This is a genomic window from Pseudomonas sp. B1(2018) (assembly GCF_003097365.1).
GTDB lineage: Bacteria > Pseudomonadota > Gammaproteobacteria > Pseudomonadales > Pseudomonadaceae > Aquipseudomonas > Aquipseudomonas laurylsulfatiphila.
On record NZ_PYUK01000019.1, the window covers coordinates 82,608 to 105,638 of the forward strand.

Annotated in this window: 17 protein-coding genes; 9 read left to right on the forward strand and 8 right to left on the reverse strand. The window is 59.4% G+C overall.

Annotation, left to right across the window (positions count from 1 at the left end; genetic code table 11):
• Position 1 precedes the first annotated feature (1 nt).
• The 4 genes from C9422_RS25210 (at position 2) to C9422_RS25225 (ending at position 3,265) form a co-directional block, all read left to right on the forward strand.
• Positions 2-403 carry a biopolymer transporter ExbD gene (locus tag C9422_RS25210; RefSeq protein ID WP_007972930.1) on the forward strand — a complete coding sequence of 134 codons (402 nt, stop codon included), beginning with the start codon at positions 2-4 and terminating at the stop codon, positions 401-403.
• A 269-nt stretch (positions 404-672) separates the two neighbouring features.
• Positions 673-1,254, forward strand: a complete 582-nt coding sequence (locus C9422_RS25215; RefSeq protein WP_007972928.1) for an alpha/beta hydrolase — start codon at positions 673-675, stop codon at positions 1,252-1,254.
• A gap of 55 nt (positions 1,255-1,309) precedes the next feature.
• Complete coding sequence (locus C9422_RS25220; protein WP_116582532.1) at positions 1,310-2,230, forward strand: sigma 54-interacting transcriptional regulator; 921 nt, start codon at positions 1,310-1,312, stop codon at positions 2,228-2,230.
• A 252-nt stretch (positions 2,231-2,482) separates the two neighbouring features.
• Entirely contained in the window at positions 2,483-3,265 is a 783-nt protein-coding gene (locus C9422_RS25225) for a MetQ/NlpA family ABC transporter substrate-binding protein (protein WP_116582533.1), read from the forward strand.
• 169 nt (positions 3,266-3,434) lie between these two features.
• Here the strand turns inward: C9422_RS25225 and C9422_RS25230 are convergent, their stop codons facing one another.
• Positions 3,435-4,631 carry an AAA family ATPase gene (locus C9422_RS25230; RefSeq protein ID WP_116582534.1) on the reverse strand — a complete coding sequence of 399 codons (1,197 nt, stop codon included), beginning with the start codon at positions 4,629-4,631 and terminating at the stop codon, positions 3,435-3,437.
• Positions 4,632-4,808: 177 nt separating this feature from the next.
• Here C9422_RS25230 and C9422_RS25235 point away from each other — a divergent pair, with 177 nt between their 5' ends.
• Genes C9422_RS25235 through C9422_RS25245 form a run of 3 tightly spaced genes read left to right on the forward strand, consistent with a single transcriptional unit; the run spans position 4,809 to position 10,020 of the window.
• Complete coding sequence (locus C9422_RS25235; RefSeq protein WP_116582535.1) at positions 4,809-5,912, forward strand: efflux RND transporter periplasmic adaptor subunit; 1,104 nt, start codon at positions 4,809-4,811, stop codon at positions 5,910-5,912.
• On the forward strand, positions 5,909-6,973 hold the full coding sequence (locus C9422_RS25240; RefSeq protein WP_116582536.1) for an efflux RND transporter periplasmic adaptor subunit: 1,065 nt from the start codon (positions 5,909-5,911) through the stop codon (positions 6,971-6,973). The genes C9422_RS25235 and C9422_RS25240 overlap by 4 nt, the downstream gene beginning before the upstream one ends.
• Complete coding sequence (locus C9422_RS25245; RefSeq protein WP_116582537.1) at positions 6,970-10,020, forward strand: efflux RND transporter permease subunit; 3,051 nt, start codon at positions 6,970-6,972, stop codon at positions 10,018-10,020. Before C9422_RS25240 ends, C9422_RS25245 begins: the two co-directional genes overlap by 4 nt.
• Before the next feature lie 75 nt (positions 10,021-10,095).
• On the opposite strand, the gene C9422_RS25250 is transcribed toward C9422_RS25245, so the two are convergent.
• Both C9422_RS25250 and C9422_RS25255 read right to left on the reverse strand, forming a co-directional pair.
• Positions 10,096-10,725, reverse strand: a complete 630-nt coding sequence (locus C9422_RS25250) for a bifunctional 2-polyprenyl-6-hydroxyphenol methylase/3-demethylubiquinol 3-O-methyltransferase UbiG (protein ID WP_116582538.1) — start codon at positions 10,723-10,725, stop codon at positions 10,096-10,098.
• A 135-nt stretch (positions 10,726-10,860) separates the two neighbouring features.
• Positions 10,861-11,199 (reverse strand): DUF6124 family protein, encoded by a 339-nt coding sequence (locus tag C9422_RS25255; protein ID WP_116582539.1) that lies wholly within the window; start codon positions 11,197-11,199, stop codon positions 10,861-10,863.
• A gap of 548 nt (positions 11,200-11,747) precedes the next feature.
• Between C9422_RS25255 and C9422_RS25265 the strand changes: the two genes are divergently transcribed.
• Positions 11,748-14,477 (forward strand): RHS repeat-associated core domain-containing protein, encoded by a 2,730-nt coding sequence (locus C9422_RS25265; protein ID WP_256590029.1) that lies wholly within the window; start codon positions 11,748-11,750, stop codon positions 14,475-14,477.
• Between the two features lie 408 nt (positions 14,478-14,885).
• Complete coding sequence (locus tag C9422_RS25270; protein ID WP_116582541.1) at positions 14,886-17,687, forward strand: RHS repeat domain-containing protein; 2,802 nt, start codon at positions 14,886-14,888, stop codon at positions 17,685-17,687.
• A 109-nt stretch (positions 17,688-17,796) separates the two neighbouring features.
• Here the strand turns inward: C9422_RS25270 and C9422_RS25275 are convergent, their stop codons facing one another.
• The 5 genes from C9422_RS25275 to C9422_RS25295 form a co-directional block, all read right to left on the reverse strand.
• Positions 17,797-18,441 carry a methionine ABC transporter permease gene (locus tag C9422_RS25275; protein ID WP_102701880.1) on the reverse strand — a complete coding sequence of 215 codons (645 nt, stop codon included), beginning with the start codon at positions 18,439-18,441 and terminating at the stop codon, positions 17,797-17,799.
• Entirely contained in the window at positions 18,431-19,552 is a 1,122-nt protein-coding gene (locus C9422_RS25280; protein ID WP_116582542.1) for a methionine ABC transporter ATP-binding protein, read from the reverse strand. Before C9422_RS25280 ends, C9422_RS25275 begins: the two co-directional genes overlap by 11 nt.
• Positions 19,553-19,554: 2 nt before the next feature.
• The gene (locus tag C9422_RS25285; RefSeq protein WP_116582543.1) at positions 19,555-20,364 is read right to left on the reverse strand and encodes a MetQ/NlpA family ABC transporter substrate-binding protein; all 810 of its coding nucleotides are present in this window, start codon (positions 20,362-20,364) and stop codon (positions 19,555-19,557) included.
• Positions 20,365-20,483: 119 nt separating this feature from the next.
• Positions 20,484-21,836: an LLM class flavin-dependent oxidoreductase gene (locus C9422_RS25290; RefSeq protein WP_116582544.1), complete on the reverse strand. Its 1,353-nt coding sequence runs from the start codon at positions 21,834-21,836 to the stop codon at positions 20,484-20,486.
• Complete coding sequence (locus C9422_RS25295) at positions 21,837-23,030, reverse strand: SfnB family sulfur acquisition oxidoreductase (protein WP_116582545.1); 1,194 nt, start codon at positions 23,028-23,030, stop codon at positions 21,837-21,839.
• Position 23,031: the final 1 nt, after the last annotated feature.

Here is a 23,031-nt window from a genome sequence, read left to right on the forward strand (position 1 = left end):
TATGGCCTTCTCCACACAAGACACCGATGAGGTGCTCAGCGAGATCAACGTGACGCCGCTGGTGGATGTGATGCTGGTGTTGCTGGTGGTGTTCATCGTCACCGCACCGCTGCTGACCAACGCGATACCGATCAACCTGCCCAAGACCGAAGCAGTGGCGCCGGTGGAGCAGAAGGACCCGTTGGTGGTGAGCATCGACGGTGCCGGCAAACTGTTCATCAACAAGGACGAGATACAGCCGGACTTGCTGGAGTTCAACCTCAAGTCGGCGAAGGCCAAGGACCCCGAGGTGCGCGTGCAGTTGCAGGCGGACGACGGTGTGAATTACGGCGAGGTGGCGCGGGCCATGGCATCGATTGAACGGGCAGGGATTACCAAGTTGTCGGTGATTACTGCGCGCTAACGGATTTTCGTTTTCCGGGGCCGTCTCCTTGGCAGGGTGCGGCCCCTTTTTTATACCGATGCAAAACACCAAACCTGTAGGAGCTGCCGAAGGCTGCGATCTTTTGATTTTGCGTATCAAGATCAAAAGATCGCAGCCTTCGGCAGCTCCTACAGGGGGGTGTTTGATATTCGATGTAGGTCTTAATAAATAGCTTCTTATTCCTTAACGAATATAACTCTCCTCCCTATACTCGACCGGGAACAGACACGCAGCAGGAGAGCTCCCCCATGCGCAACGAATCAATTCGCTACCTGATTGTGCCGGGCTGGCAAGGATCGCCAGAAGATCATTGGCAAAGCCACTGGCAGAACAGCCTGCCGAACAGCGCACGGGTGGAGCAGGCCGACTGGCTGACGCCGCGCCGTGAAGACTGGGTCGCGGCGCTGGCCGAGGCGATTGCCGCCGACAGCACGCCGGTCATCCTGATCGCCCACAGCCTGGGTTGCATCACCGTCGCCCATTGGGCGGCCACCGCGCCTGTGCAATTTCTGCGTCAGGTGCGCGGTGCCCTGCTGGTCGCCCCGGCGGACGTCGAGCGCCCGGCCTGTGCACCGGCCTTGCGCAACTTCGCGCCGATCCCGACGGACCTGCTGCCGTTCCCCAGCCAGGTCGTCAGCTCCGACAACGACAGCGCCGTCAGTGCGCCGCGAGCCTTGGAGCTGGCGCGCAACTGGGGTGCCGAGGCGGGGATTCTGGCGGGGGCGGGGCATATCAACGTGAAGTCCGGTCACCAGCGTTGGGAGCAGGGTTTTGCCTATCTCTATCGCCTGCAAAACCGCATGGAACACCACGCCCTGCGCCGCGCTTGAACACTTTCTTTATTTAACGCCCCCGTCTCCCGGCGGTTTTGGGCGGGAGTCTGCCATGAGCTTTGAAACCTTCGGTCAGCCGCTGCTGACCTTTCCCGACGCCGAAAAAAGTCCCCTGAGCATTCGTGCCAAGGCGCTGGTGTTTGTCGATCCGCGTTCGCGGCAATTACGTGAAGACCTTGAGCAACTGGCCACGCGTTCAGTCTCGGTGCTGATCCGTGGCGAAACCGGCACCGGCAAGGAGTTGCTGGCCCGTCATATCCACCGCGCCAGTGATCGCGGCGGGTTGTTCGTGTCGGTCAACTGCGGCGCCATCAGCCCGACCTACGCCGACGCCGAGCTGTTCGGCTATGCGGCGGGCAGCTACAGCGGTTCGGCGAGCAGTCGTGCGGGCTGGTTCGGCTCGGCCAACGGCGGCACGCTGTACCTGGACGAAATCGGTGACCTGCCGCTGCCGATCCAGATCAAGCTGCTCGCCGCCCTGGAGAACCATGAAGTCACCCGCGTCGGCGCGCAGCAACCGAGCCCGGTGGATGTGCGGCTGGTGGCGGCCACCAGCATCGATCTGGCCCAGGCGGTGGCCGCCGGAAAATTCCATGAACGGCTCTATCACTACCTCAGCGAGGGCCCGCTCGAACTGCCGGCACTGCGCGAGCGTACGGGAGACATCCTGCCGCTGGCCGAATACTTCCTCGGCATCTACAGCCAGCGCCTCGACCTGCCGGTGCCGCTGATCAGCGAAGCGGCGCAGCTTGTGCTGGAACGCCACAGTTGGCCGGGCAATACCCGGGAGCTGGAAAACATCATTCACTTTGCGCTGCTGGTGAGTACGGGCGACGAGATTTTGCCGGAGCATTTGAATTTGCCTGATCCGCTGGCGCAGATCGACAGTCGGATCAAGCAGATTCTCGCTAATGGATCAGCCGCCGAACAAGCAGCCCTGAAAAACCTCCTGCGTGACGCCCGGCTTTTGTAGGAGCTGCCGAAGGCTGCGATCTTTTGATCCTCGCAAATTCGGGCCGCCAAAGATCAAGAGCAAAAGATTGCAGCCTGCGGCAGTTCCTACAGGGTTGTATGAACAAAATGGAATATGAAGCTGAATAAACGTTATTGTTCGGGAATAAAAAATCCCGGTATTGTCCGCTTCACGCCAGCGATAGCACTTCACTGGCACTCTCATCTTCAAGCCGTCGCCACAAGCGACTGTGATTTTCGATAAGGACACTGCATGAAAAAGGTTCTGTTGTTCACCGCACTGGCGGCTGCCCTGACCTCGGGCCTGGCCCAGGCTGGCGAGAAACTGGTGGTTGCCGCGACCCCGGTTCCACACGCCGAGATTCTTGAGCTGATCAAGCCAACCCTCGCCAAAGAAGGCGTGGACCTGGAAATCAAAGTCTTCACCGACTACGTTCAGCCGAACGTGCAGGTCGACCAGAAGCGTCTGGACGCCAACTACTTCCAGACCCTGCCGTACCTCAAGAGCTTCAACGAAGGCAAAGGCACTCACCTGGAAACCGTGATCGGCGTGCACGTCGAACCTTTCGGCGGCTACTCGAAGAAAGTCAAAACCCTGGCTGAGCTCAAAGACGGCGCGACCATCGCTATCCCGAACGAAGGCAGCAACAGCGGCCGTGCCCTGATCCTGCTGCAGAAGGCTGGCCTGATCGAGTTGAAAGACCCGAAAAACGCCCTGGCCACCCCGAAAGACATCGCCAAGAACCCGCACAACTTCAAGTTCAAGGAGCTTGAGTCGGCCATGCTGCCGCGTGTGCTGGATCAGGTCGACCTGGACATGATCAACACCAACTACGCGCTGGAAGCGGGTCTGAACCCGGCTAAAGACGCGCTGGTGATCGAAGGTGCCGACTCGCCTTACGTGAACTTCCTGGTGGCCCGTCCGGACAACAAGGACAGCGTTGCCATCCAGAAACTGGCCAAGGCCCTGACCAGCCCGGAAGTGAAAGCCTTCATCGAGAAGAAGTACAGCGGCGCGGTATTGCCAGCGTTCTGATTCGCGAAGCAAACCCCTTCACGGTTTCAAACGCCGACGGCTGATTTAGCGTCGGCGTTTTTTTTACGACTGAAGATCAAAAGATCGCAGCCTTCGGCAGCTCCTACAGGGTCTATGCAAACCTTTGTAGGAGCTGCCGAAGGCTGCGATCTTTTTGGGTTTTATGCGCTCAATCCGGCCAATACCATGCCGGCTCATCCAGCATTCGCTGGCCCACGATCCCGGTCTGGCCCAGATTTTTTTCCAGCACGATGCAGTTGCAGTCCGGGTCCTCCTGCAACGCCGAAATCAAGCGCCGGGCATGGGACACCACCCACACCTGGCACTGCGCTGAGGCACGGATGATCAAGCGTGCCAGTGCCGGCAGCAGGTCCGGATGCAGGCTGGTTTCCGGTTCGTTCAGCACCATCAGTGTCGGCGGCCGTGGCGTCAGCAACGCGGCGACCAGCAGCAAGTAACGCAAGGTTCCGTCCGACAGCTCGGCGGCAGACAGCGGCCGCAACAAACCTTCCTGAAAGAACTCGATGGCGAAGCGTCCACCGGGCAGAGGGTCGATATTCAACCGAGCGCCGGGGAAGGCGTCGCTGATCGCCGCCCGCAAGGCGTCGGGATCGCCGATTTCGATGATCGTCTGCAAGGCCGCTGCCAGATCGCGTCCGTCGTGATGCAGCACCGGCGTGCGAGTGCCCAGTTGCGGTTGGCGCGCCGGGGCGTCGGCATCGCTGCGAAAATGATCGTAAAAGCGCCAGCGGCGGATGAACTCGCGCATCTCCAGCACTTCCGGCGAACCGCGCAGGCTGCCGACCTGATCGAACAGGCTGTCGAAAGTCGGCGTGTGCTGCGTCAGCACATCCCACTTGCGCTCGGTGCGGGCTCGGATCATCGGGCCGTCACGATCGACCAGCAGACTGGCCGGGCGGTAGAACGCGCCTGCCCACAGGCATTCGCGCTTGATCTGCGGGTCGAGGCTGAAATAGGACGGAATCGGCGAGCTGTGTCCAGGCAGCATGAAATGACCATTGGAATCGGGAAGGCCGAGGCTGATCGAGTAGCCGAAATCTTCTCCCGCAAACCCCAGGCGCAGGCGCTTGACGCCTTGGCGCACGGTGGGCTCGATGGCGACTTCGCCGTTGCGCATGCGCCGGGAGAGGGTTTCCGGGCCGGCCCAGAAGGTCGAATCCAGCCCGCCTTCACGGGCCAGGGCATTGACCACGCCGCCGTGGGCGGTTTCCGCCAGCAGGCGCAGCGCACGGTACAGGTTGGACTTGCCGCTGCCGTTGGGGCCGGTGATCAGATTCAGTCGGCCCAGCGGGATCACCAGTTTGTTGATCGAGCGGTAGTTGGCTACCGCGAGCGTGTTGAGCATGTGGGTTCCTGTGGCGGGGTCGAGCGAGGCCCATTGTCCGTTACGGGCAGGTGTCTGGCACAAGTGTTCTGGACGTAAGGCAGGGTGAATTTTTTCTTCATAAGACGCTCGTGCAAGGTTGCTATCCTGTTCTAAGCTCTCTGTCGTGCTGTACATGAAAAAGGCCAAGGAGTTTGCATGGTGGTTCCCGGATTCAAAGTAGTCATGGCCTTGAGTGTCGTCACCCTGCTGACGGCTTGCGATCAGAAAAAACCCGTGCAGGAATTCCTGCCCCGGGTGTTCGTGCAAGTCGTCAAGCCGACGGACTACGCGGCCCCGGTTACCCTCACCGGTGATATTCAGGCGCGGATACAGACGGAGCTGTCTTTCCGTGTGGGTGGCAAGATCATCCAGCGTTCGGTTGACGTCGGCGATCGAGTGACCGCCAAGCAAGTGCTGGCCCGGCTCGACCCCAAGGACTTGCAGAGCAACGTCGACTCGGCCCAGGCGCAAGTGGCCGCCGAACAAGCGCGGGTGAAGCAGAACGCGGCGGCATTCGTACGCCAGCAAAAACTCCTGCCCAAGGGTTATACCAGCCAGAGTGAATATGACTCGGCCCAGGCCGCCTTGAACAGCAGCCAGAGCGCCCTGAGCGCTGCCCAGGCGCAGTTGGCCAATGCCAAGGATCAGTTGAGCTATACGGCGCTGATCGCCGATGCGCCGGGGATCATTACCGAGCGCCAGGCGGAGGTCGGCCAGGTGGTTCAGGCGACGATGCCGATCTTCAGCCTGGCCCGTGACGGCGACCGCGATGCGGTGTTCAACGTTTATGAATCCCTGCTCGCCGAGAAACCCAGCGATGACACCATTGTCCTGAGCCTGCTCGACAACCCGGCGATCAAAACCACCGGCACCGTGCGCGAAATCACCCCGGCGGTGTCGGCGCAATCCGGTACCGTGCAGGTCAAGGTCGGCCTCAACAGTCTGCCCGACGGCATGCAATTGGGTTCGGTGGTGAGTGCCACGGCCAAGGGGTCGGGCAAGTCGGTCATCGAGTTGCCGTGGTCGGCGCTGACCAAAAACATCAGTGAACCCGCTGTGTGGATTGTCGACGACAAGGGCAAGGCCCAGTTGCATTCGGTCACTGTCGGCCGCTACCTGACCGGCAAGGTCATCATCAGCGGCGGGTTGAAAGACGGCGACAAAGTCATCATCGCGGGCGGGCAACTCTTGCACCCTGACATGGAGGTCGAGATTGCCGAAGACACTTACAAGGATCTGACGTGGGGAGCCAAGCCATGAAGCCTTTATGGGCGTTGTCCATCGGGCTGGTGCTGAGCGCCTGTTCCAAAAGCGAACCACCGCCGGCACCGATACGGCCGGTGTTGTCGATCAAGGTCCAGACCTTGAACGAGGAGGATCTGGGGCGCTTCGCCGGCAGCATCCAGGCGCGCTATCAAAGCGATACCGGCTTCCGCGTGGGCGGGCGGATCGCCAGCCGTAACGTCGATGTCGGCACCGAGGTGGAAAAGGGGACACTGCTCGCCACCCTCGATCCTTCCGATCAGCAGAACCAATTGCGTTCGGCCCAGGGCGACCTGGCGAAGATCCAGGCGCAACTGATCAATGCCAAGGCCAGTGCCCAGCGTCAACAGGCCCTGTTCGATCGCGGGGTCGGCGCACAAGCGCAACTCGACGCGGCCAACACGGACCTGAAAACCACCCAGGCCTCCCTCGATCAGGCCCGGGCGGCCGTCAACCAGAGCAAAGACCAATTGGGCTACACCGAGCTGCGTGCCGACCATAAAGCCGTGGTCACCGCGTGGAGCGCCGAGGCCGGGCAAGTGGTGACGGCGGGTCAGCAAGTGGTGACCCTGGCGCAACCGGACATCAAGGAAGCAGTGATCGACCTGCCCGATACCCTCGTTGACCAGTTGCCCAGCGATGTGGTGTTTCAGGTCGCTGCACAACTGGATCCGAGCATCAACACCACCGCCATCATCCGTGAAATCGAACCCCAGGCCCAAAGCGCGACACGCACCCGTCGCGCCCGCCTGACCCTGGCCGAAACGCCACAGGGCTTCCGCTTGGGCACGGCCATCAGCGTCACCCTGAGCTCGGCGGTCAAGCCGCGCATCGAGTTGCCGGTCACCGCGTTGCAGGAGGTCGATGGCAAGCCGCGCATCTGGGTGATCGATGCACAGACTAAAACCGTCTCCCCCCGTGACATCACCGTGATCAGCCGCACCGACAGCACCGTGGTGCTGGCCGGCGGCGTGAAGAACGGCGAGCGGGTGGTCAGTGCCGGTGTCAACAGCCTCAAACCGGGGCAGCAAGTGAAAATCGACGAGGACAGTCAATGAAAGGGCCTTTCAACCTCTCGGAATGGGCCCTCAAGCATCAGTCGTTCATCTGGTATCTGATGTTCGTCGCGTTGCTGATGGGTGTGTTCTCGTATTTCAACCTGGGGCGCGAAGAAGACCCGTCGTTCACCATCAAAACCATGGTGATCCAGAGCAAATGGCCGGGGGCGACCCAGGAGGAAACCCTCAAGCAGATCACCGACAGGATCGAGAAAAAGCTCGAAGAGCTCGACTCCCTCGACTACGTGAAAAGCTACACGCGCCCCGGCGAATCGACGGTGTACGTGTACCTGCGCGACACCACCAGTGCCAAGGACATCCCGGAAATCTGGTACCAGGTGCGCAAGAAGATCAACGACATCAAATACCAGTTCCCGCAGGGCATACAGGGGCCGTCGTTCAACGACGAGTTCGGTGACGTCTTCGGGTCGATCTACGCCTTCACCGCCGACGGCCTGACCCTGCGTCAGTTGCGCGACTACGTGGAACAGGCGCGCATGGAGATTCGCGGTGTGCCGGGGCTGGGCAAGATCGAAATGGTCGGCCAGCAGGACGAAGTGCTGTACCTGAACTTCTCCACGCGCAAACTCGCCGCGCTGGGCATCGATGAGCGTCAGGTGGTGCAGAGCCTGCAATCCCAGAACGCCGTGACCCCGGCGGGTGTCATCGAGGCCGGGCCGGAGCGGATTTCGGTGCGCACGTCAGGCAAGTTCGCTTCGGAGAAAGACCTGGCCGAGGTCAACCTCAAGCTCAACGACCGCTACTATCGCCTGGCCGACATTGCCGAAATCAGCCGCGGCTACGTCGATCCGGCCTCGCCGGAATTCCGTTTCAACGGCAAACCGGCCATCGGCCTGGCGATTGCCATGCAGAAGGGTGGCAACGTCCAGGCATTCGGCAAGGCCTTGCACGCCCGTATTGACGAGTTGACCGCCGACTTGCCGGTGGGCGTCGGCATTTACAACGTGTCCGATCAGGCCGTGGTGGTCGAAGAGGCCGTCGGCGGTTTTACCAGCGCGCTGTTCGAGGCGGTGGTGATCGTGCTGCTGGTCAGCTTCGTCAGCCTTGGCGTGCGCGCCGGCCTGGTGGTGGCCTGCTCGATCCCGCTGGTGCTGGCGATGGTGTTTGTATTCATGGAGTACAGCGGCATCACCATGCAGCGGATTTCCCTCGGTGCACTGATCATCGCCCTCGGCCTGCTGGTGGACGATGCGATGATCACCGTGGAGATGATGGTCACGCGCCTGGAATTGGGCGAGACCAAGGAGCAGGCGGCAACCTTCGCCTACACCTCCACGGCGTTCCCGATGCTCACCGGTACGCTGGTGACGGTGGCGGGGTTCGTGCCGATCGGCTTGAACGCCAGTTCGGCCGGTGAATACACCTACACCCTGTTTGCGGTGATTGCCTGTGCGATGCTGGTGTCGTGGGTGGTGGCGGTTCTGTTTGCGCCGGTGATCGGCGTGCACATTCTCAGCACCAAGGTGAAACCCCATGAAGGCGAACCCGGGCGCATCGGCAAGGCGTTCAACGGCGGGCTGCTGTGGTGCATGCGCAATCGCTGGTGGGCCATCGGCATTACGGTGCTGTGTTTTGTGCTGGCGCTGTTTTGCATGCGCTTCGTGCAGAACCAGTTCTTCCCGTCTTCGGACCGCCCGGAAATCCTGGTGGACCTGAACCTGCCGCAAAACGCCTCGATCGACGAAACCCGCCGGGCCGTCGATCGCCTCGAAGCCACGCTCAAGGACGATCCGGACATCGAGCGCTGGAGCACTTACATCGGGCAGGGCGCCATCCGCTTCTATCTGCCACTGGACCAGCAACTGCAGAACCCCTTCTACGCGCAGTTGGTGATCGTCAGCAAAGGCCATACCCGTGAGGCCATGATGCACAAGCTTCGCGAGCGCTTGCGCAACGACTTCGTCGGCATCGGCAGTTATGTCCAGGCACTGGAAATGGGTCCGCCGGTAGGGCGTCCGATCCAGTACCGGATCAGCGGCAAGGACATCGACCAGGTGCGCCGACATGCCATCGACCTGGCCACGGAGTTGGACAAGAATCCGCACATCGGCGAGATCATCTACGACTGGAACGAACCGGGCAAAGTGCTGCGCATCGACATCGCCCAGGACAAGGCGCGGCAGTTGGGGCTGTCTTCCGAGGATGTGGCCAACCTGATGAACGGCATCGTCAGCGGCCAGTCGGTGACCCAGGTCGATGACGACATTTACCTGATCAACGTGGTCGGTCGTGCGGTGGATTCCGAACGCGGAACGCCGGAAACCCTGCAGAACCTGCAAATCGTCACGCCGAACGGCACGTCGATTCCGCTGCTGGCGTTCGCCACGGTGCGCTACGAACTGGAGCAACCGCTGGTGTGGCGTCGCGATCGCCTGCCGACCATCACCATCAAGGCGGCGATCCGCGACGAGATCCAGCCGACGGACCTGGTGAAAATCCTCAAGCCGTCCATCGACGCGTTCGCAGCCAAATTGCCGGCGGGCTACAAAGTCGCCACCGGTGGTACGGTGGAGGAAAGCGGCAAGGCCCAGGGCCCGATTGCCAAGGTTGTGCCGCTGATGCTGTTCCTGATGGCGACCTTCCTGATGATCCAGTTGCACAGCGTGCAGAAGCTGTTCCTGGTGGCCAGCGTCGCGCCGCTGGGGCTGATCGGCGTGGTGATTGCGCTGGTGCCGACGGGTACGCCCATGGGCTTCGTGGCGATCCTCGGGATTCTCGCGTTGATCGGTATCATCATCCGTAACTCGGTGATCCTGGTGACCCAGATCGAGGAGTACGAGCAGAAGGGTTATGCGCCGTGGGATGCGGTGGTGCAGGCCACCGAACATCGGCGTCGTCCGATTCTGTTGACCGCGGCGGCGGCGAGCATGGGGATGATCCCGATTGCCCGGGAAGTGTTCTGGGGGCCGATGGCCTACGCGATGATCGGCGGGATCGTCATCGCCACCTTGCTGACGCTGCTGTTTTTGCCGGCGCTGTATGTGGCCTGGTACAAGATTCGCGAGCCGAAGAAAGAGGTGCAATAAAGTCAAAAGATCGCAGCCTGCGGCAGCTCCTACACCGTTGCCCCTGTAGGAGCTGCCGCAGGCTGCGATCTTTTGCTATTCAACGCGGCGCCACACACTCGCCAACCAAGGCTGCTGCTCCCGCGGCAGCCCGGCCGGCCGGTAGTAATGCTCCAACTCCACAAAACCCGCCTCGATCAGCAACTGCTGCCAGGCCGCCAGGTCGTGATACGACCCATAACGTGGCCCGTTCCAGCCTTCCTGATTCTCGCCCCGGGGATTGGAACTGAACAACACCCCACCCGGTTTCAGCGCTCCCCACAACTGCTTCAACACCCGTGGCAACTCCTGACGCGGAACATGAAACAGCACCGCATTGGCAAAGATCCCGTCGAAACGCTCGGCCGGCAGATCAAGCTTCAGGAAGTCCTGTTGCCACACCTCGCAACCGCTGTCGTCTCGGGCCATCTGCGCGAATTTTTCCGAACCGTCGAGGCCGACGGCTGTGTGGCCCATGCGGGTGAAGGTTTGCAGATCACGACCGGGTCCGCAGCCAAAGTCGAGAATGTCGAAAGGCGCCTGACCCTGAATGTGCCGCAACAGGGCATCGATGTTCTGGCTGACGTCGTGATCGCGCGTCCCTTCACGGAAACTTTCGGCCACCGCGTTGTAGTGGCCCAGGGTCGTGGTGGTGATCTGTTCGAGGTCGATGGGTGTTTGTTTCATGGTCGGCTGCGCAGGAAAAAGGAGATGTGTTGACTATAAGCGCTTTCGCGCTTTGAAAGATCGCAGCCTGCGGCAGCTCCTACAGAACCTGAGCCTGACGTAAACCCTGTAGGAGCTGCCGCAGGCTGCGATCTTTTAGTCTTGCTTCATCCCCAAACACTCAATGGAGTGATCCACCATCGCCTTGGCAATCTCCAGCAAATGCCAGATCGAATACACCATCGCCCGGTCGGCCCCCTTGAGCTGGTCGCCACATTGATACGCCGTGACCGAAGCACAGCGCAGCAGGTCGGCGACATAAAGTTGGGTGTCTTCGAAACTCACGTCCTTGCTGACGTTGTAGAAGCGCATTTCATCGGGTGGTGCGGGTTGCTTGCCGGTGAGGTGGAAATCGATGGCGCGGTAGAGCGCTGAGCGATCCCTGAGTGGATCTTCGGTGGAGGTTTCGGGCGGATCGGGAACGGATTTTTCCATGAGTGTTACTCCTATTGCTGCATGGGAGCCATCACTTATCGCCTACTAAACGATTGGGTGGCGGCTGTACGCAGGTTAGTAGGCCGGTCAATAGGAAAACCGGTGCACCCGAAGGTGCCCCACGCACAGCCACCATATTCTGCATGCGGCAAAATTTGCCGGACATGAGCATGGAATCGCTATGCGCCTATTGTTCCGGGCTACTAAACCCGATCACTGATGAGCAGTGACGGGCCGAGACTAGCCACCGGATTTGGCAGGCGCAAGCGAGCGAAATGATCTAGGAAGTGTCCTGCAAAGGAAAGGGAACGAGCCTGCAAAATCGCTGATTTCCCTGTACGAAAACTTCCCTCCGAAAGCCAATGATGACCTGTGGCGAAGGCGCTTTTGTGGCGAGGGGGCTTGTCGGACCGCCGCACCGCCCCGTTGGGTCGCGAAGCGGCCCTGAAACCATTCAATGAGGTGCGTCACCTGTAACTTCTTACAGTTTCGGTCCAGCCAAAAAAGGCTCAGTCTGTCCTCAGTCAAAGCGAAGGACCGCCAATTCCGTGAACACTCACCCCCACACCGCGACACCGACGCTGTCGGTCATTGACCCGCGCACTCTGGTGGTGCGTAGCGTCGGTTATTGCCGCCACCCGGACAGCCCGTTGATTGATCCACGGATCACCCGGCAACGCTTTGACATGGCCGGGCGTTTGGTCGAGTCCTGGGATCCACGACTGTGGGGCACCTCGAAGCCGAACCTGACCACGGTCTACGGCTTGAGCGGCCAACCGTTACTGACAGACAGCGTCGATGCCGGATGGCAGTTGAGCTTGCCGGATCAGGCGGGTTCGCCCTGTTCGTTCTGGGATGCGCGCGGGAGCCAGCGCCACACCGAGTTCGACGAACAACTGCGGCCGATCACCGTCACCGAGCAGGCTCTGGGAGAGCTGCCATGCGTGGTGGAGCGCTTGACCTACGCTGGCTCCGGTCCTGCTTTCGCCGAGCACAACCAGTGCGGTCAACTGATCCGTCATGACGATCCGGCCGGCAGTCAGATTTATCCCGAATATGGAATGGCCGCAGGGGTGTTGCAGGAAGAGCGGCGCTTTCTCGCCGAGCTTGAAATCCCCGACTGGCCCCTTGACCCGGATGCACGGGACGAGCGTCTGGAACCCCAGTCGTTCATCACCGGCTACACCTTCAATCCCACGGGCGAGCTACGGCATCAGACCGACGCTATGGGCAACCTCCGCACTTTCGGTTATGACCTCGCGGGCAAACCAAATGAGGTCTGGCTGCAAGTGACTGGGAAGGGGGAACCGCCAAAACAACTGGTCAGCGCCATCCGCTACAACGCGCTCGATCAGGTCGAAAGCGAAACCGCCGGCAATGGCGTGGTGACCCGTGCCGAATACGCGGCGGATGAGGGTCGGTTGGTCGGGTTGCAGGCCGCGCTCGGCAGTCAAAAACCGTTGCAGGACCTGAACTACGTTTACGACCCGGTGGGCAATATCGTCGAATTGCATGACCTGTCTCAACCGGTGACCCATTTCAACAACCAGCGCATCGACCCGATCAACCGCTACCGCTACGACAGCCTGTATCAACTGGTCGAAGCCCGGGGCTGGGAGGTCAGCCAGCCGAGCCATGGCCCGACGCTGCCAACACTGCTGCCCACACCGCTGGACCCCAACCAACGGCGCAATTACACCCAGCAATTTGAATACGACCAGGGTGGCAACCTGATCACCCGCCACCACAGCGGTGCGCCGGGTTTCTCGATGTTCACCTCGGCGCGAAGCAATCGCAGCCTGGCGCAACACGACGATGGTTCGCTGCCGGGAGAGGGTGAAATTACGTTGGGTTTCGATGCCTATGGCAATCAACGGGAACTGCAGCGTGGCCAAGCCATGGACTGGGATCTGCGCAATCAGTTGAGCCGCGTGACGTTGGTAAAACGCGAAACCGCACCTGACGACTACGAATGCTACCGCTACGACCGCCCCGGCCATCGCCTGCGCAAAGTGGGATTCACCCAAAGCAGCGGTCGCACCCTGCGCACCGAGGTCCGTTACCTCCCCAATCTGGAAATCCACCGCCAGGCCGAGGGTGAAGAACATCACGTCATCAGCGTCGAAGCCGGGCGCAGCAACGTGCGGGTGCTGCACTGGCCCCAAGGTGAGCACCGCGACCAGTTGCGTTACAGCCTCAGCGATTACCTCGGCTCCAGCACACTGGAACTGGATCATGAGGCGGGCGTGCTGACGCAAGAACACTATTATCCCTTTGGCGGCACGGCGTGCTGGGCGGGCAAGAGTGCGCTGGTGGCGCAGTACAAGACCTTCCGCTACTCGGGCAAAGAACGGGATGCGACGGGGCTTTATTACTATGGCTATCGGTATTACGCGCCGTGGTTGCAGCGGTGGATCAGCACTGATCCCGGTGGGGATATTGATGGCTTACACTTTTACCTGTTTTGCACTAACAACCCGATTAGTTATCGCGATGCTTTTGGGTTAGTAAGGGGGCGCGGTGATAGTTATGAATGGGCCCAAAGGCTGCAAGGCTACAAATTTTTAGCTCGAGGTACGGAAGAAATAGAGAAGCGCAGCCCTGAGAAATGGAAGCGGTTGGATGAAGGGATAAAAATAGCGTCAGAGTGGTCGGCTGAATCAGTCAAGGCCCTAGAGGAGCCGGTGGTGGAGGAAAAGGTAAAAAAGATAGCTTCTATTGTTTTTTTTGGGGATGTGCCTGAGTCGGAATTGCTATCTAAAGTCAAAGTTATAGAATCGGCTGTGAGGGAGTATGGCGCGGGTGAAAGAGATATCATTATGTTCAAATCAAAGAACAATGATGAAGGTGCGCACGTAGCGTCGCGCGACCCTCATAAACGCATGTTCATCGCCGACAATTTTCTTGATGAAAGCCCTGGAGTGATTGCTTGGGCCATACTTCATGAAGTCACTCACTTTAAAGATAAAATTTCCAATGAAGAGTCAGGGTTAGGTAGTCTGGATTTTGCATACTTTGGCTTCAAGTTTGTGGAGGTGAATGAATATGAAACGAATCAGAAGCTTATTGATACGGAGGTGTTAGATAAACTAATTGCTCAACAGTCCGTAGAATCCGTCTCGGGTGACAAACGACAAAAATTTTTCAAAACCCCGTGGAGTAAAGGAATTCAGAAAGCGTTGAACAAAGACTCTGAACTCAGAACCAAGGTGTTGCTAAATAACGCTGACTCGCTCGCGATGCTTGTTAAGTCTATCGGGGTTAGAAATACGTATTGATATAAGTGAAATGTTTAGTGATTGCTTAGCCCGATTTACGACGAAACTGAAATAAAACTTAGTGCCATATTTTACTTGACGCACCCTGGTTGAGTCTTTGGGCTGCTTCCTGATCCAATGAGGGCAAGTCTCCTCGCCATATGTGTCAGAGCATCGTGTTCAACGCTTGTTCAACCCTGTGCCAGCGCCGGCAGCCCATGGCTTGCGCCGCTTTGATCAAACCGTGGCGCAGACTTGATCGTCAGCGGGAAAACTAGGTTTTGGCGTAATCCATGGTGGGAGCGAGCCTCCGGGCGGCGTTCCAACGATGGCGATTTCAGGGGTTGCCGACCTGTAACTTCTTACAGTTTCGATCCGGCCAAAAAAGGCCCAGTCTGTCCTCAGTCAAAGCGAAGGACCGCCAATTCCGTGAACACTCACCCCCACACCGCGACACCGACGCTGTCGGTCATTGACCCGCGCACTCTGGTGGTGCGCAACGTCGGTTATTGCCGCCATCCCGACAGCGCCGGGATTGATCCGCGCATCACCCGGCAAGGTTTCAATGCGGCGGGGCGCTTGATCGAGTCCTGGGATCCACGGTTGTGGGGCACTTCGAAGCCGAACCTGACCACGGTCTACGGCTTGAGGGGTCAACCGTTGCTGACAGACAGCGTCGATGGCGGATGGCAATTGAGCTTGCCGGATCAGGCGGGTTCGCCCTGTTCATTCTGGGATGCTCGTGGCAGTCAGCGCCACACTGAGTTCGACGAACAACAGCGGCCGATCACCGTTACCGAACAGGCTGCGGGAGAACTGCCACGTGTGGTGGAACGCTTGACCTACGGAGATTCCGGTCCTGCTTTCGCCGAGCACAACCAGTGCGGTCAACTGATCCGTCATGACGATCCGGCCGGCAGTCAGATTTATCCCGAATATGGAATGGCCGCAGCGGTGTTGCGGGAAGAGCGGCGCTTTCTCGCCGAGCTTGAAACGCCTGACTGGCCGCTCGAACCCGAGGCCCGGGACGAGCTTCTGGAACCCCAGTCGTTCATCACCCGCCACACCTTCAATCCCACGGGCGAGCTACGGCAGCAGACCGACGCCATGGGCAACCTCCGCACTTTCGGTTACGACCTCGCGGGCAAACCGGATGAGGTCTGGTTGCAAATGGCCGGGGAGGGGGAACCGCCAAAACGACTGGTCAGCGCCATCCGCTACAACGCCCTCGATCAGGTCGAAAGCGAATCCGCCGGCAATGGCGTGGTGACCCGTGTCGAATACGCGGCGGATGACGGTCGCTTGCTCAGGTTGCAGGCCGCGCTCGGCAGTGAAAAACCGTTGCAGGATCTGAACTATGTCTACGACCCGGTGGGCAACATCGTCGAATTGCATGACCTGTCCCAACCGGTGACCCATTTCAACAACCAGCGCATCGACCCGATCAACCGCTACCGCTACGACAGCCTGTACCAACTGGTCGAAGCCCGGGGCTGGGAAGTCAGCACGCCGAGCCACGGCCCGGCCCTGCCAACACTGTTGCCCACACCGCTGGACCCCAACCAGCGGCGCAATTACACCCAGCAATTTGAATACGACCAAGGCGGCAACCTGATCACCCGTCAGCACAGCGGCGCACCGGGATTCTCGATGTTCACCTCGGCGCGAAGCAATCGCAGCCTGGCGCAACACGACGATGGTTCGCTGCCGGGAGAGGGTGATATTGCATTGGGTTTCGATGCCTGTGGCAATCAACGGGAACTGCAACGTGGGCAAGCCATGACCTGGGACCTGCGCAACCAGCTAAGTCAGGTCACCTTGGTCAAACGCGAAACCGAGCCTGACGACTTCGAGTGCTACCGCTACGACCGCCCCGGCCATCGCTTGCACAAGGTTGGGTTCGCCCAAAGCAGCGGTCGCACCCTGCGCACCGAGGTCCGTTACCTCCCCGGTCTGGAAATCCACCGCCAGGCCGAGGGTGAGGCACACCACGTCATCAGCATCGAAGCCGGACGCAGCAACGTGCGGGCGCTGCACTGGCCCCAGGGTGAGCACAGCGACCAGTTGCGTTACAGCCTCAGCGATTACCTCGGTTCCAGCACACTGGAACTGGATCATGAGGCGGGCGTGCTGACGCAAGAACACTATTACCCCTTTGGCGGCACAGCATGTTGGGCAGGGAAAAGTGCGTTGGTGGCGCAGTACAAAACCATTCGTTATTCGGGCAAGGAGCGGGATGCAACGGGGCTTTATTACTATGGCTATCGGTATTACGCGCCGTGGTTGCAGCGTTGGATGAGTTCGGATCCGGCAGGTACTGTAAATGGATTAAGTTTTTTTTGCTTTGTTGCGAATAACCCAATTTATTTGAATGATATAGACGGAAGGTTTTATGAGTGGGAGGGTGATGAAATTGAACGTCACATAACAGCGAATGGTGGTGTAATTATTGCTCGTGGGCTAGAACAGTTTGAGTCTGAACAGTGTAAAGAAGTTGTTTCTGGAGTAATAGGGGCAGGGAGTAGGTACTCTGGCGCGTTAGCTGCGTTGGATATGAATCTTTCAGGTTCTTCAGATATTTTGCAAACTTATTTTGGTCCCAAATATTCTACAGTTGTAGAAAGTATTAAATATTTTTGGAAGCAAGGCGAAAATCTGGCAGCGCACTACCAAACGCCATTGGGGAAATCAAAGTTTGTGTCGGCTACTATAAATACCTTGTCCTCCGCAATTGTATATCCTGACGATATTAATGGGCGCATTATTTTTAATGTGAATAATATGTACAATATTCCAATGGAGAACATTTTGTCTCATGAATTTTTGCATGTGGGCACGACTGACGAAGCAGGACTTTTTGTTTCGGGTACAGTCGACTATTTTTATTTGAATGGGCCGGCGGCACCAGTTTCTGAAGAAAGGTCCGCTGCATATGACAGCCTTGAGCAAAATTTATCCGATTTCATTATGCATGGGGGGTTAACTGCTCAGTATATGGAAGGGTCATCTGTTCAAACACAATATTTCATCAGTGCTGTTGCAGAAGCATCTGGTTTATTGGATATTCAGTTAGATCTTGATTTTGCGGTTGGCTATTTTAATGGTGACGAAATGTTGCGAGCCAGAGTGGCGGCTGCAAATCCGGACAGTATTGCGTATGCTGCAAGAAGTATGAATGGCTTGTATCGTTCTTCAAGTAGCAATTTTTTTTACAGTGTTCTTAATGAATGAGTTTTTGTGATGAAAAGGCAGTTATGTTTGTGGGACGATGGGGAATACAGACTGACCTCCGTCGTCTTGCCTATTTTGAAGCGTTGAGCTTTTCATCACTAATCTACACTCAACGCTTATTCAACCCCCGAGCCAACCGATCCCCACCCAACTGAATCACCGCCACCAACGCCACCAGTAACACAATCACCGTCAACATGATCTGGCTATCAAACCGCTGATACCCATACCGATAGGCAATATCCCCCAACCCCCCGGCGCCAATCGCCCCGGCCATGGCCGAGGAGTTGATCATGGTCACCAGGGTAATGGTGAACCCACCGACAATCCCCGGCAGCGCCTCAGGCAGCAACACATGCCAGACGATGTGCCAGCGCCGGCAGCCCATCGCCTGCGCCGCTTCGATCAACCCATGATCGACCTCGCGCAAACTGACTTCGGCAATGCGCGCAAAAAACGGCGTGGCCGCGATGGTCAACGGCACCACGGCCGCCCAGACGCCATACGTGGTGCCGACGATGAGCCGGGTGAAAGGAATCAGCGCCACCATCAAAATCAGGAATGGAACCGAGCGAAACAGGTTCACGAACGCACCCAACACGCGGTTCAGCGCCGGTGCTTCGTAGATGCCACCCTTGGAGCTGGTGACCAGGATCACCGCCAGTGGAATGCCCGCCAACAGCGCGATCAGCGACGACACGCCAACCATTAGGAACGTGTCGATAAAACCCTGCAGCAAGCGATCAAACCACATAACCCAGCACCTCCACCTGTTGCGCCCATTGGCGGGCGCGTTGACGCAATTCTTCGGCACCGAGGGGTGAGCCCGTCACCGCCAGCAGCAGTTGCCCAAGGGCATGGCCCTGAATCCGTTCCACGCCGCCTTGCAGCAATCGCACGCGGCCACCTAGTGCACTGAACAGTGCCGCCAGGTCCGGCTCGTCGCGTTGGTTGCCGGTGAACTGCAAGCGCAGGACCACGGCTGCATCCGGGGCGTTCGATTGCGGCTGCAAACGGCTTTGCAGCTCTTCCGGCAAGGCGTGTTGCAACGGCGCCAGCAACGTTTTGCTGACTTCATGTTGTGGATTGCCGAAGACTTCCCACACCGGCCCTTGCTCGACGATGCGCCCGTGTTCGAGGACGACTACGCGATCACAGATCTCGCGGATCACCGCCATCTCGTGGGTGATCAGCACAATGGTCAGGCCCAGGCGTTGATTGATCTCGCGCAGCAGGCCGAGGATCGATTGCGTGGTTTCCGGGTCCAGTGCCGAGGTGGCTTCGTCGCACAGCAGGATTTGCGGGTCATGCACCAGCGCCCGGGCGATGCCCACGCGCTGTTTCTGCCCGCCGGAAAGTTGCGCCGGGTAAGCTTTGTGTTTGGCCTGCAAGCCGACCAGTTCCAGTAGCTCACGGACCTTTTGCTCGCGTTGTTCCTTGGGCACGCCGGCGACTTTCAGCGGCAGCTCGACGTTCTGCCAAACGGTCTTGGCCGACATCAGGTTGAAGTGCTGGAAGATCATGCCGATGCGCCGACGCAGCGCCACCAGGCGGTCTTCGTCGAAGTCGCCGATGTCGACCTGATCGATCAGTACCCGACCGCTGCTCGGTTGCTCCAGGCGGTTGATGGTGCGAATCAGCGACGACTTGCCGGCGCCGCTGCGGCCGATGATGCCGAACACTTCGCCGCGCTGGATCGCCAGGTCGATGCCGTGCAACGCGGCCACCGGGCCTTGCTGGCCGTTGTAGGTTTTGCCCAGGCCGATGAAGCGCACATGGGCATGGTTGAGTTCGGGATGCAGCTCGGTGCGCTCGGCGCTTTGCGGCTCTGGAGTCTCCAGTCGCCGTTGGATGGCGGCGGTCATGCTCAGCTTTCCCAACCGGCTTGGTAGAGCTTGCCGTGAGCCTTGTCCAGTGCGGCGCGCACCGCGGGTGAGTGCTGGTAGATGTCGACGAACTTGATCAGGCGCGGGTCGGTTTTGCTCTTCGGCTGGATCACGAACTGAATCACGTACTCCTTGTGATCGAGGCCGTCGAACAGCAGCGCGGAGCCCGCGTCGAAGGTTTTCGACAAGCGAATGTAGGCCGGGTAGCCCTGCACCAGATCGGCATCGTCATAGGCGCGTACCAGTTGTACCGCTTCGACCTGGAGGATCTTGATTTTCTTCGGGTTGGCGATGATGTCTTCTTCGGTGGCCTTGTAGCCGACGCCGGGCTTGAGGGTGATCAGGCCGGCCTTGGCCAGCAGTTGCAAGCCTCGACCGCTGTTGATCGGGTCGTTGGCGATGGCCACGCTGGCGCCTTGCGGCAGTTCGTCGAAGCTTTTGTATTTCTTCGAGTAGAGGCCGACGTTGTTGATGATCCCCGGCGCGAACGGCACCAGGTCGAAACCCGAGGCGGCCTTGGCGTTTTCCAGGAACGGGATGTGCTGGAAGTAGTTCACGTCGATGTCGCCGGCGGCGAGGCTGACGTTCGGCGCGATCCAGTCGGTGAACTCCACCAGCTCGACTTTCAGGCCTTGTCTGGAAGCCTCTTCGACGGCGGCTTCAAGGGGAATGGCGAAGGCGGCGGTGGTGCCGATTTTCAGCGGCGCGTCGGCGGCGAAAACCGCAGAGCTGAACAGGCCGAGGGCCAGGGCCAGTGCTTTGACTGGGTGGGAGAGGTAGTGCTTTTTCATGGTGAGTTATCCAGTCAGTGCATTAAGTTTGTGGTGTCTGTTCGGGCCTCATCGCGAGCAAGCTCGCTCCCACAGGGGAATGCATTCCAAATGTGGGAGCGAGCTTGCTCGCGATGCTTTTAGCGTCGGAAAGTCGAACCGATGTGTTGCTCAGGCAAAAACGCCTCTTCACGAAACAGCTTTTCGCGCAAGGTCCCATCGTCATAAGCGGTCTTGTACGACCCCCGCCGTTGCAACTCGGGAATCACCAGCTCGATGAAGTCCTCATAGCTTTCCGGGGTAACGATGCGGGTCAGGTTGAAGCCATCCAGCCCGGTTTCGGCGATCCACGACTCCAGCTCATCCGCCACTTGCTGCGGTGAGCCGACCACGGTGATGTAGCGGCCACCCAGGGCGTGTTGTTCGAGCAATTTGCGGCGGGTCCAGTCGTTGTTTTGCAGGTGTTTGGTGGCGGACTGGATCGCGTTGCTTTTCACGTACTGGATCGGCTCGTCGATTTCATATTGGGAAAAATCGATCCCGGTGGATGCCGAGAAATGCGCCACGCCGGCCTCGGCACTGGCGTAGCTCAGATATTCGGCGTGCTTGGCCCAGGCCAGCTCTTCGGTGGCGCCGACGATCACATTCAGGCCCATGAACACCTTGATGTCCTCGGGATTGCGCCCGGCTTCGATGGCGCTGGCACGCACCTTGTCCACCTGCACCTTGGTCGATGGCTTGTTCTGGCCACTGATGAACACGCACTCGGCATGCCGCCCGGCGAACAGCAAACCGCGATCCGAGCTGCCGGCCTGGAACAGCACCGGCGTGCGCTGGGGCGAGGGTTCGCAGAGGTGATAACCCTCGACCTGATAGAACTCGCCCTTGTGCTCGACCTTGTGCACTTTCTCAGGCTGCGCATAGATCCGCTGCTGTGGATCGTTCAGCACAGCGCCGTTTTCCCAGCTGCCTTCCAGGAGTTTGTAGAGCACCTCCAGGTACTCGTCGGCCTGGTCGTAGCGACGGTCATGCTCGACCTGTTCGCGCAGGCCCATGGCCTTGGCGGCGCTGTCGAGGTAGCCGGTGACGATGTTCCAGCCGACCCGGCCACGGCTGAGATGATCCAGCGTCGACAGGCGTCGGGCGAACAGGTACGGCGCTTCGTAGGTGAGGTTGGCGGTCAGGCCGAAACCGAGGTTTTTCGTCACCGCGGCCATGGCCGACACCAGCAGCAGCGGGTCATTGACCGGCAACTGGATCGACTCTTTGAGCGGTACGTCCACCGAGTTCTGGTAGACGTCGTAGACCCCGACGATGTCGGCGATGAACAGGCCGTCGAACAGTCCGCGCTCGAGCAACTGCGCCAGTTCGGTCCAGTATTCGATTGTGTTGTAACGGGTGGACGTGTCGCGCGGGTGCGTCCACAAACCGTGGTTGATATGCCCGATGCAGTTCATGTTGAAGGCATTGAGCAGGATCTTTTTCTTAGCCATTCAGATGGTCCCCCGCAGTGGCGGGTTTTCATCGTTGAGGTAGTAGTTGCCCACGGCGTGGTACTTCCAGCGCACCGGATCGTGCAGGGTGTGCACCCGGGCATTGCGCCAGTGACGGTCGAGGCCGTGTTCGATCAAGGTCGCCTGGCTGCCGGCCAGTTCGAACAGCGTGCTGCCGGCGGTTAGGGAGATTTCGGTGCTCAGGGCACGGGCTTCGGCGACGGCAATCGACGCGGCTGCGACGGTCTCGGCCTGGGTGTCGGCCTGGGCTTTGTCGAGGTATTCGCCGGCACGCTCCAGCAGTGCTTCGGCGGCGTGCAGGCGAATGCTCAGGTGGCCGAAGCTCTTGAGGGTCAGTGGATCGTCCGTGGCTTTTTCGTGGGTGGCGTCGATCCACGGCCGGGTTTTGCTGCGCACGAAGTGCAGTGCATCTTCATATGCAGCGCGGGCGATGCCGGTGTCGATGGCGGCATGGAGAATTTGCGCCAGCGGGCCGACCGGGGTCGGGCGTTCGAAGGCGCTTTGAAAGGGGATGACATCTTCGGCCGCGACGTAGACATCTTCGAACACCACCGAACCGCTGCCGGTGGTGCGCTGGCCGAAGCCGCTCCAGTCGTCAATTACGGTGAGGCCCTTGCTGTTGCGCGGGACGAACGCCAGTTGCTGCACGCCGTTTTCATCCACCACCGAGGTGGGAATGCGCTGGGCGTAAATCGCACCGGTGGCGTAGAACTTGCGGCCATTGATGCGATAGCCGCTGCCGTCGCGGGTCAGGCTGGTGATGCGATCGTGGGCGGTTTTGGTGCCGAGTTCGGCGAGGGCATTGCCGAAGCGCTGGCCGGCCAGCACTTCGGCATAAAGACGTTTTTTCTGCTCATGATTGCCGTTCACGCGCAGCACTTCGAGGGCATAAAAATGGTTCTGCGGAATTTGTCCCAGCGAGCCGTCGGCCTGGGCGATCAGGGCGATGATCTTGGCCAGGGTGACGTTGGAAACACCGGCGCCGCCATATTCCTTGGGCACGCTGATGCCCCACAGGCCCGAGCGGGAAAACACTTCCAGTTCCGGGTGTGGCAAGCGGCGCTCGCGGTCGCGCAGGGCGCTGTCGCGTTTGAAATCTTCGGCCAGATCGCTGGCGACAATCAGGGCTTGCTCATCGCTGGTGATGACCGCGACGTGTTGAGAAATGCTCATG